Annotated in this window: 12 protein-coding genes; 6 read left to right on the forward strand and 6 right to left on the reverse strand. The window is 67.8% G+C overall.

The window, feature by feature from the left end:
* The 3 genes from LF41_RS17405 to LF41_RS15215 form a co-directional block, all read left to right on the forward strand.
* Positions 1-657, forward strand: a 657-nt coding sequence (locus LF41_RS17405; protein WP_161786973.1) for a hypothetical protein, incomplete at its 5' end; no start/stop codon positions are given.
* A gap of 10 nt (positions 658-667) precedes the next feature.
* Positions 668-2866, forward strand: coding sequence for a primosomal protein N' (locus LF41_RS15210; RefSeq protein WP_036171722.1), 2199 nt, complete (start codon positions 668-670; stop codon positions 2864-2866).
* 30 nt (positions 2867-2896) lie between these two features.
* Entirely contained in the window at positions 2897-4150 is a 1254-nt protein-coding gene (locus LF41_RS15215) for an NAD(P)/FAD-dependent oxidoreductase (protein WP_036171746.1), read from the forward strand.
* 54 nt (positions 4151-4204) lie between these two features.
* On the opposite strand, the gene rpoH is transcribed toward LF41_RS15215, so the two are convergent.
* Positions 4205-5083, reverse strand: coding sequence for an RNA polymerase sigma factor RpoH (gene rpoH, locus LF41_RS15220; RefSeq protein ID WP_036171725.1), 879 nt, complete (start codon positions 5081-5083; stop codon positions 4205-4207).
* Between the two features lie 316 nt (positions 5084-5399).
* On the opposite strand from rpoH, the gene LF41_RS15225 reads away from it, so the two are divergent.
* Both LF41_RS15225 and LF41_RS15230 read left to right on the forward strand, forming a co-directional pair.
* Positions 5400-5963 (forward strand): OmpO family porin, encoded by a 564-nt coding sequence (locus LF41_RS15225; protein WP_036171728.1) that lies wholly within the window; start codon positions 5400-5402, stop codon positions 5961-5963.
* A 221-nt stretch (positions 5964-6184) separates the two neighbouring features.
* Positions 6185-6805, forward strand: a complete 621-nt coding sequence (locus LF41_RS15230) for a hypothetical protein (RefSeq protein WP_036171731.1) — start codon at positions 6185-6187, stop codon at positions 6803-6805.
* Positions 6806-6862: 57 nt separating this feature from the next.
* Here the strand turns inward: LF41_RS15230 and LF41_RS15235 are convergent, their stop codons facing one another.
* From LF41_RS15235 to LF41_RS15255, 5 genes are all read right to left on the reverse strand, one after another.
* Positions 6863-7873: an NAD(P)H-dependent glycerol-3-phosphate dehydrogenase gene (locus LF41_RS15235; protein ID WP_425599481.1), complete on the reverse strand. Its 1011-nt coding sequence runs from the start codon at positions 7871-7873 to the stop codon at positions 6863-6865.
* 33 nt (positions 7874-7906) lie between these two features.
* Positions 7907-8410, reverse strand: a complete 504-nt coding sequence (secB, locus tag LF41_RS15240; RefSeq protein ID WP_036171737.1) for a protein-export chaperone SecB — start codon at positions 8408-8410, stop codon at positions 7907-7909.
* 92 nt (positions 8411-8502) lie between these two features.
* Positions 8503-8937, reverse strand: a complete 435-nt coding sequence (locus LF41_RS15245) for a rhodanese-like domain-containing protein (RefSeq protein WP_036171740.1) — start codon at positions 8935-8937, stop codon at positions 8503-8505.
* A 58-nt stretch (positions 8938-8995) separates the two neighbouring features.
* Complete coding sequence (locus LF41_RS15250) at positions 8996-9418, reverse strand: hypothetical protein (protein ID WP_036171749.1); 423 nt, start codon at positions 9416-9418, stop codon at positions 8996-8998.
* A 31-nt stretch (positions 9419-9449) separates the two neighbouring features.
* Complete coding sequence (locus LF41_RS15255; RefSeq protein WP_036171743.1) at positions 9450-9920, reverse strand: YiiD C-terminal domain-containing protein; 471 nt, start codon at positions 9918-9920, stop codon at positions 9450-9452.
* A gap of 41 nt (positions 9921-9961) precedes the next feature.
* Between LF41_RS15255 and LF41_RS15260 the strand changes: the two genes are divergently transcribed.
* Positions 9962-10355: uroporphyrinogen-III synthase (locus LF41_RS15260; protein ID WP_036171752.1), on the forward strand; the 394-nt coding region annotated here is incomplete at its 3' end.

Raw genomic sequence — 10355 nt, forward strand, 5'->3', positions numbered from 1 at the left:
GTCGCCATGGGCGCATCGGCCGCGATCCGCGTGAAGGCGCGCAGGGCGGCGGCGACGGCCGCATCGCCGCGCTCGACCGATCCGCATTGCAGGGTGGCGAAGACCACGGCGCGGCGTTCGACGCCGCGCGCGAATGCCGCCGGCGCCCCCACCGTCGTCGTGCCGGGTGACGGGGTGCTGGTCATTCGCGGGGCGTGCTCATCGGGGTCCGAGGATAGTGAAGCCATCGAAAAATTGCGCGCAAAAATCGGCTTGACGAAACGTCCCGCGCCCGCTCCTCCAAGCCCGGCGCGGGTTTCGCCCAAATCGGTTGTGCACAGCGATAACAGGACCGTCACATGGCGCCTCGCCGGGACGCCGCGCGGCCACGTTGCAACTTTGTTTCACGCGCAAGCCGTTGATTTCGTTGGTTTCCGAACGGATGGCACTTTTTTCACCAAGGTAGAGGTAATTCGCATTTTTTGCCGTGAACGATGCGCTGGAATCGCGCCATGCACAGATTTATCCACAGATCGTGTGGATAAAGGCGAAAGCCGTTACGCGGCAGTCACTTGCACCACTTATCGCATCGAAGCGGAAAGACTTTCCGGCAAACCGATGGTGCGATTGCAGGCGGCATCGCACGACGCATTCATGCACGTTGCATCGGCCGCTTAGACTGCACGCGATGTCCTCCGACGACACCGTGTTGCGTGTGGCGCTGCCCGTGCCGCTGGCTCGGCTGTTCGACTATCGCGCGCCCGAGGGCGTCGACGTCGAAGCCGTGCCGGTCGGTGCGCGCGTGCGCGTGATGTTCGGTCCGCGCGAACTCATCGGTGTCGTCGCGGGCACCGGCCCGATCGATACGGCCGCGCGCGAAACGAAGGCGGCGCTCGCGGTGCTCGATACGGCGCCGGTGTTGCAGGGCGAGTTGCTCGATTCACTGCGCTGGCTCGCGCGGTACGTCCACGCCCCGCTCGGCGAAGTGCTGGCCACCGCACTGCCCGCGGCGTTGCGCCAGGGCGGGCCGATGCCGGACACGGACGAGATCGTGTGGCGCCCGGTGGCGGGCGCATCGTTCGACAAGCTCAAGCGCGGCGCGATGCCGCAGCGGTTGGCGGAACTGCTTTCCGAACGCGCGCGCACCGAGGACGAGCTCGACGACGCATTGCCCGGGTGGCGCACCGCCGCGCGCGCACTGGCAACGAAGGGGCTTGCCGAGCCGATCCGCACGACGCCGGGCCGCGACGCAGTCCCGGGCACGCCCGGCCCCGTGCTCAACGACGAACAACGCGCGGCGGTCGATGCGATCACCGCGCACGACGGATTCGGCGCCGTGTTGCTCGAAGGCGTCACCGGCAGCGGCAAGACCGAGGTGTACCTGCAGGCGATCGCCGATTGCCTGGCGCGCGGGAAACAGGCGCTCGTCCTCGTGCCGGAAATCGGGCTGACGCCGCAGACGCTCGCGCGGTTCCGCGCGCGGTTGGGCATCGACGTGCACGCGCTGCATTCCGGGCTCAACGACACCGCGCGTGCCCGCGTGTGGGCCGCCGCATCACGTGGGCAGGCGCGCGTGATCGTGGGCACGCGTTCGGCGATTTTCACGCCCTTGCCCGCAGCGGGCCTGATCGTCGTCGACGAAGAACACGACGGCAGCTACAAACAGCAGGACGGCATCCGCTATCACGCGCGCGATTTCGCGCTGGTGCGCGGCAAGGCGCTCGACGTGCCCGTGGTGCTCGGCAGCGCGACGCCGTCGCTGGAAACGCTGCACAACGCACAGGCCGGGCGCTACACGCACGTGCGTTTGTCGAAGCGCGCGGGCGATGCGAAGCCGCCGGCCGTCCGCGTGCTCGACATCCGCAAGCGCGCGCTCGACGCGGGGTTGTCGCCCGAACTGCTCGCAAAGATCCGCGCCACCGTCGACGCCGGCGGCCAGGTGCTCGTGTTCCGCAATCGACGCGGTTACGCGCCGGTGTTGTTGTGCCACGACTGCGGGTGGAGCGCCGCGTGCAAGCGCTGCAGCACGCCCGATCATCCGCATCCGATGACGGTGCATGCCGGCGGCCGCCGCCTGCAGTGCCATCACTGCGGCGCACGCCAACCCGCGCCGATGGCGTGCCCGGATTGCGGCGGCCTGGCGCTGCAGCCGCAGGGCGTCGGCACCGAGCGCATCGAGGAGCGTCTCGTCGAACTTTTCACCGACGTGCCGGTGTTGCGCGTGGATCGCGGCAGCACGCGCCGTCGTGACGCGCTCGAATCGCTGCTCGCGCAGCTCGGCGATCGGCCGGGCATCCTCGTTGGCACGCAGATGCTCGCGAAGGGGCACGACTTGCCGAATCTCACGCTCGTCGCGGTGGTCGGCATCGACGAAGGCCTGTTCTCCGCGGATTTCCGCGCGGGGGAGAAGCTCGCGCAACTGTTGATCCAGGTCGCGGGCCGCGCGGGGCGTGCGCGACGCGCCGGCGAGGTGTGGTTGCAGACGCACCATCCCGCACACCCGTTGTTGCAGACGTTGATCGCGGGCGGTTATCGCGCGTTCGCCGACGGCGCGCTGGCCGAACGCGAGGCCGCGGGCTTTCCGCCGTTCGCGCACCTGGCCCTGATGCGCGCCGAAGCGAAGTCCGCCGAGCCGAACGCGCGGTTCCTCGCGTTGGCGAAGTCGTGTTTCGACGACGCGGGCATCGCGGACGTCGACGTGCACGGTCCGCTGCCTGCGCCGATGCCGCGGCGCGCGGGGTTCCAGCGCGCGCAGTTGCTCGTGTCGGCGCCCCATCGCCGCGCGCTGCACGCCGCGCTCGACGCCACACTCCCCAGGCTGCGCGATGCACCCGAAGGCAAGCGCGTGCGCTGGTCGCTCGACGTGGACCCCATCGACCTCTATTGATCGGCCGCGCACTTGCGCGAGAATGCGCGCATGGCCGACACGCCGCATGTCGTGATCGTGGGAGGGGGCTTCGCGGGGCTTTGGGCCACGCGTGCACTCGCCAGCGCATCGGTGCGCATCACGCTGCTGGATCGCGGCAACCATCATCTGTTCCAGCCCCTGCTCTACCAGGTCGCCACCGCGGGCCTCTCGGCGCCCGACATCGCGGCGCCCCTGCGCCACATCCTGCGCGGGCAGCGCAACGCCACGGTGCTGATGGGCGAAGCGGTCGCGGTCGACAAGGCCGCGCGCGCGGTGCGGTTGGCGAACGGCACGTCGCTGTCGTACGACACGTTGATGGTGTGCACGGGCGCGACGCACGCGTATTTCGGCCACGACGAATGGGCGCCGCACGCGCCGGGCCTGAAGACGCTCGACGATGCGCTCGCGATCCGCCGCCGCATCCTCACCGCGTTCGAGCGCGCGGAAGCCGAACCCGATCCCGCGCGCCGCACCGCATGGCTCACTTTCGCCGTCGTCGGCGGCGGGCCGACGGGCGTCGAACTCGCCGGCACGCTCGCGGAGATCGCGCGTCATACGCTGCGCAAGGAATTCCGCAACATCGACCCGGGCTGCGCGCGCGTGATGTTGCTGGAGGCCGGGCCGCGCGTGTTGGCGACGTTCCCGGAAGAACTCTCGGCAAAGGCCGCGCGTTCGCTCGCGCGCCTGGGCGTCGACGTGCGCACGGGCAAGCCGGTGTCGAACATCGACGCCGCCGGCTTCGTGCTCGGCGACGAACGCGTCGATGCGCACACGGTGCTGTGGGCCGCGGGCGTGGCCGCGTCACCGCTCGCGCGCACGCTCGACGTGCCGCTGGATCGCGCGGGGCGCGTCGCGGTCGCCCCGGACCTCACCCTGCCCGGTCATCCGGAGATCTTCTGTGCCGGGGACCTGGCGACGGTGCAATGGGGCGAACGCACGGTGCCCGGCGTGGCGCCCGCGGCGAAGCAGATGGGCACGTACATCGCCGATGTCATTCGCGCGCGCTTGTTCGGCAGGCCTGCACCGCCACCGTTCCGCTACAAGGATTACGGCAACCTCGCGACCATCGGCCGGCGCGCCGCGGTCGTGGACCTGCACGGCTTCCGGTTTTCCGGTTACTTCGCGTGGGCGTTCTGGCTGATCGCGCACGTCTTCTTCCTGATCGGCTTCCGCAACCGCGTCGTCGTGTTGCTCGACTGGGCGATGGCGTACTGGACCTACCAGCGCAACGCGCGGATCGTGTTGGGGCGCGAACAGAAATGATGGCCCGACAATGAAAAACGGCGCCTTGCGGCGCCGTTTTCATTCGTGGCTCGTTTACGCGGAGAAGAGGGCTTTCATCTTCTTCAGCGCGTTCGCCTCGACCTGGCGGATGCGCTCGGCGGACACGCCGTATTCGTCGGCCAGTTCCTGCAGCGTCACCTTGCTGTCGGGGTCCAGCCAGCGGCGCTTGATGATGTCGCGCGAGCGCGCATCCAGGCGCGAGAGGCCTTCGCGCAGGAGTTCGAGCTGGTTGTCCTCGCTGTCGGCGCGCTCGTAGGCCATCGACGGGTCTTCGTCGTTGGCCATCAGGTACGAGACGGGCGCGGGCGGCGCGTGGTCGTCATCGCTGTCCGACGGTGCATCGAAGCCGACGTCGCGGCCAGACAGGCGCGATTCCATCTCCATCACTTCGCGCTCTGAGACGTTGAGGTCCTGCGCGACCGCGCGCACTTCCTCGGCGTTCATCCAGCCCAAACGCGTCTTGCTCTTGCGCAGGTTGAAGAACAACTTGCGCTGCGCCTTGGTCGTGGCGACCTTCACGATGCGCCAGTTCTTCAGGATGAACTCGTGCATCTCCGCGCGGATCCAGTGCACGGCGAAGCTCACCAGCCGCACGCCGACGTTCGGATCGAAACGCTTCACCGCCTTCATCAGGCCGATGTTGCCTTCCTGGATCAGGTCGCCCATCTGCAGGCCGTAGCCGTTGTAGCCGCGCGCGACGTGCACGACGAAGCGCAGGTGCGAGAGCACGAGCTGGCGGGCGGCATCGAGGTCTTCGCCATCGCGGAACTGGCGCGCGAGCGCCTGCTCTTCCTCGACGGTGAGCACGGGAATCTGGTGCACCGCGCCGATGTACGCATCCAGCGAACCCAGCGCGCTGGGGATCGGCAGGTTGTTGGCGACGAGGGCAGTGGCATTCGGGGTGTGGGTCATGGCAGCGATTTTAGCAATGGCCTTCTTGGATACAACGGGGTCGGAAAAGTTCGCAGCGTTGCATTCATGCAACGAATCCCGCTACCGCAGAGCTTCCCCCTTCCAACACGGATTGGGGCGCCGATCCGGCGCACAAGGGGGGCTGTTGCGAGGGTGCGGCACCGCGCGTGGACAAGGCGTGCCGGGAAAAGTTCCTGAACTGCCGAGTTTTGTATTCAGGATGCGTTCGTAACGAAATTGTAAGGATCGCCGCCGCTGAGCTTTCCGACCGACAAGGCGAGCCGGCATTCCCCCAATGATCGTTGGAGTTTTTCGCATGAAGCGTTCCCTGCTCCTCCTGGCCGTCCTCGTGGCCGCCCCGTTCGCCGCCTCGGCCGCCGACGGCATTTCCTACAACTACGTCCAGGGCGGCTACGTCGCCACGGACCCGAACCACTCCGGTCTCGACGCCGACGGCTTCGGCCTCGACGGATCGGTCGCGATCCACCCGAACTTCCACCTCTTCGGCGGTTGGCAGAACCAGGAGTTCGACGATACGAACTTCGACTTCGACCAGTACCGCTTCGGCGTCGGCTACAACCACCAGATCGCGCCGAAGATCGACCTCGTCACGCGCGTCGCCTACGAGAAGCTCGATGCGGGCGCGAACTTCGACGTCGACGGTTATTCGACCGAAGTCGGCATCCGCGGCGCGGCGAACGACCGCTTCGAGGGTTACGCGATGGCCGGCTGGGAAGACTTCGAGCGCGTCGACGGTGACTTCTACGGCAAGGTCGGCGCGCAGGTGAAGTTCAACCAGAACTGGGGCCTGGCCGGCGACGTGAAATTCATCGAAGGCGGCGACAAGCAGTACTTCATCGGCCCGCGCTTCACCTGGTGATCAATCGCCAGACCCTGCTGCGACACGAAGCCCGGCACGATGCCGGGCTTCTTTTTTTCGCGCAGGCGATGTAACGCGCGCGCGTCCCCGAAGCGGCTGTTTGCTTTCGGTCACTGGGTCATGAGTCATGTATTCGGGAACGTGAAGATTTTGTTACGGTGCGCGCCGCCGCCTGGGGAGGCGGCGTTTTTTCGATCGAAAACGCACACTCAAGGAAATCCATGAAGAAGCAGATCCTCGCAGCCGCCGTCCTGGCCGTTGCCTCGTTCGGCGCCTACGCCGCCGAAGGCACCACCACCGATTCCATCGCCCCGTCGTACACGTACGTCGATGCGCGCATTGCCCGCAACGCGATCGAAGTCGATCCGAACATGTCGGACGTCAACTTCGACGGCTACAACATCAACGGTTCGTTCGAGTTCGCCGAGCAGTTCCACGTCTTCGGCGGCTATGAGTCGACCAACAACGACGAATTCGGCGTCGACATCGACCTGACGCAGACCCAGGTCGGTATCGGCTGGCACCCGTCGGTCGCCGACAACGCCGACTTCCTGCTGGAAGCCAGCTGGATCAACCGCAAGGCCGAAGTCAGCGCGTTCGGCGTGTCGGCCGACGAAGACGAAGACGCCTACCGCGTCTCGGCCGGCTTCCGCGGCGCGTTCAACAAGTACGTGGTCGGCTCGATCAAGGCCAACTACACCGACGGCAAGAACAGCGACGGCGAGTTCTCGCCGACCGCCGGTCTCGAAGTCCGCTTCAACGACATGTGGTCGCTGATCGGCGAAGCCGAATTCGCCGAGAGCGAGCAGCACTACACCGTGGGCGTGCGCGCGTCGTTCTGATCGCGCCTTGCACCATGAAAAAGCCCGGCTTGCGCCGGGCTTTTTTTTCGCCTGCGCTCAGCGGAAGAGCGCTTCGGGATACTCGGGCTTCTGGTCGCGCGCCAGAAGGCGCTGCAGCCCCTCGGCCGGCGTGATGTCGCCATGCAGGACGGCCTGCACGGCCGCGGAGATCGGCAGTTCGATGCCGTGGCGATCGGCTTGTCGCATCACTTCGTCGGCGGTCTGGATGGATTCCACGACCTGCCCGATTTCGCGCACCGCGTCGCCCAGTTGTTGTCCGCGGCCGAGCGCCAGGCCGAGGCGCCGATTGCGCGAGAGATCGCCGGTGCACGTGAGCACCAGGTCGCCCAGGCCCGCCAGGCCCATGAGCGTTTCGGCCTTGCCGCCGATCGCCGCGTTGAGGCGCAGCATTTCGTTGAGGCCGCGCGTGATCATGCCGGCGCGCGCGTTAAGGCCGAGCTGCATGCCGTCGGCCACGCCCGTGGCGACCGCCAGGACGTTCTTCATCGCCCCGCCGAGTTCCGCGCCCAGCATGTCCTCGCCGGTGTAGGCGCGGAACGCGGGGCCATGCAGCACGTCGGCGACCTGCTGCGTGAACTCCGGCGAATCGCCGTGCACCGTCAACGCGGTGGGGAGGCCCTGCGCGACTTCCTTCGCGAACGACGGCCCAGTGACCACCGCGAGCGGCACGTCGCCCCCGAGGACTTCGCCCGCCACTTCGTGCAGGAAACGCCCGGAGCCCGGTTCGAAGCCCTTGGTGGCCCACGCCACGCCAGCGCCCGCAGGACGGAACGGTGCGAGCGCGCGTAGCGTTGCAGCGAACGCATGCGAGGGCACGACCACGAGCACGAGGTCGCAGCCGCGCAAGGCGTCGGACAGATCGTGCGTGGCGCGCAGGGACGCCGGGAGTTGCACGCCTGGCAGGTAGCGGGCGTTCTCGTGCGATGCGTTCAGCGCATCGACGGCCGCGGCATCGCGCCCCCAGAGCACGGTGTCGTGCCCGTGGCGCGCGATGAGCGCGGCGAGCGCGGTGCCCCATGAGCCCGCGCCGAGGACGGCGACCGACAATCGAATGTCAGATGGATCGCTCGCCATGGGCGGTCAGGCGTTGCCGACCGTCTCCGTGCCGCCGAGGTCGGTTCCCGAACCGATCTGGGCCGCGCGCTGGCGCAGGTTTTCCGCATACAGGCCTTCGAAATTGATCGGCTGCATGAAGAACGGCGGGAAGCCGCCGGACTGGATCAGGTGCGAGACGCTGGCCGCGGCGTAGGGATACAACAGGTTCGGGCACTGCGTGCCGAGCATCGCGTCGATGCCGGCGTCTTCGAAGCCTGCCAGCGTGAACACGCCGGCCTGCTGCACTTCGGCCAGGTACGCCGTCTTGCCGGCGACGTTGCAGGTGAGCGTGATGCCGAGGACGACTTCGAACGCGGTGTCGCTCAGGCGCTGCACCTTCTGGTTGAGGTTCATCTGCAGCTCGGGCGCGCCGGCTTCGTTGAACACCTGCGGGGCGCCGGGCGCTTCGAACGAAACGTCCTTGACGTAGATCTTCTCGACCGTGAAGGAAGCGCCGGCGTTCGGCTGCTGCGTGATCTCTTCGGACATCGTTGCTGCTCCGGGAATACTTCGAAAAAGAGGGCGATTATGGCATGGGGCCCACCGTCTCCCGGCGGACCCTCATCGCGAATGTGGGGACCTCAGCGGCCCTTCACCAGCGGCAGGTCGGCCTGCTGCCAGGCGGCGATCCCGCCCTCGAGCCAGTACACGTGTTCGAAGCCGGCCGCCTTCAGCCGCTTGGCCGCGCCTTCGGAGGCCTGGCCGTTGCGGCAGACCGCCACGACGGGCAGCGACTTGGCGTTGGCCAGCACCTTGTTGTCCGGGTCGAACTGGCTGAAGACCACGTTCTTGCTGCCGGGGATGTGGCCTTTCTCGAAATCGTTGATCGCCGAGAAGTCCACGACCAGCGCGTTCTCGCGATTGATCAGCACGGTGAGGCCGGCCGGGCGCAGCGCCTTGAACGGGCGGAACAGGCGCGCGACTTCCGTGTAGAGCAGGGCGAGCGTGATGCCCACCAGGGCGATCACGTAAAAGACGTTGCGGCCGGCGAAGGCCAGCAGTTCATCGAAAGTCACAAGGATCGCCGGGGGTTGGAGCGGGCCGGCGATTGTACCCGGCTCGCCCGGGGCCGGCTCAGTCCTGCCAGAGGTCCGGCAGGCCGACCACGAGCCACCACGTCTTGGATTCCGCATCGAAACGCCAGCGCTCGGTATAGCGCGTCTGCCGCTGCGTCAGCGTATGGCGGTTGACCACGTCGATCTCGATCTCGCGCACGACGTCGCCATCGGGCAGCACCTGCTCGGCGAGGTCGCGATACCCGGCGATCTGCACCTGCTTGTAGCGCTCGAGTTCGACGTCGCTGAGCGGATGCGCTTCGCGGTACTTCGGATCGACCAGCGTCCACGCGCCTTCGAAATCGCCCCAGCGGATCGCCGCCGAATAGGCGTAGGTCTGGCGGTCGAGCTGGTTGGTGTCCTTCGACGACGCACAGCCTGACAGCGCGAGCACGCACAGGCACAGCGCCAGCATCAGCGAGGACAGGATCGACTTGCGCATCGGGTGCATCCCCTGTGGCGACGCCCGCATCCTAGCCTTTCCGGAAGGCGACGAAACGTGCGGTGAAGGTGGCCGCGTCCCCGCCATCGGGAAGCGCGACGCGCGCCACGAGTTCGGTGCGGGCGCGGCCGCGCTCGGCGAGCGTGGCGAGGAAGGCGGGCCAATCGGTGTCGGGGCCGCCATGCGCCTGCGCTTCCAGGTCGGCGAACAAGGGCGCGAGGTAACGCACCTGGGAATCGGCGACGTACACCTCCGCTTCCATGCCCGCGTCCTGGATGTGCAGGGTCACCACGCCCCAGGCCGCGAGCGTCATCAGCGAGGCGAGGCTGCCGCCGAACGCACAACCCTTGTCGTTGACATTGCGCGAAAGCGGCGCGCGCAGGCGCAGCGCTTTCCCGTCGTACCCGGCGATGGCGACCTCCATCGCGGCGACGGGCGGCATGCCGCGGTAGTGGGCGTCGAGGTGGGCGAGCAGGTCTGCGTGCGACATCGATCGAACCATTGCGATTGCGGGAGCGCGCGGCACGCCGCAAGCTGCGCACGATGCGCGAGAAAGCGAGCCAACGAACGCCGGCATGGTACGTCATCTCCCTGCGGCCGCTGGGGCAGCACGACGCCGTGCGCCGCGCCGCGATGCGCGCGGGGATGGGATGCGTGGCGCTGTCGACGATGCGGATCGTGGCGCGAGGCGACACGGCGGCCCGTCGTGCGTTGCGTGACGCACTCGCCGCGCCGCGCGTCGTGTTCACCAGCCCGAACGCCGTGCGGGCCGCGGCGGCGATGGCGCCGTTGCGGCGCCGGCGCGCGCAGCACGTCTTTGCGATCGGCGCGGGCACGGCGGCAGCACTGCGCCGCGCAGGCATCACCGACGTCCAAGTTCCGCCGCGTGCCGACAGCGATGCATTGCTCGCGATGGAGGCGCTGCGCGACGTCGCTG

Source organism: Lysobacter dokdonensis DS-58 (assembly GCF_000770795.1).
GTDB classification, from domain to species: Bacteria; Pseudomonadota; Gammaproteobacteria; order Xanthomonadales; family Xanthomonadaceae; genus Noviluteimonas; species Noviluteimonas dokdonensis.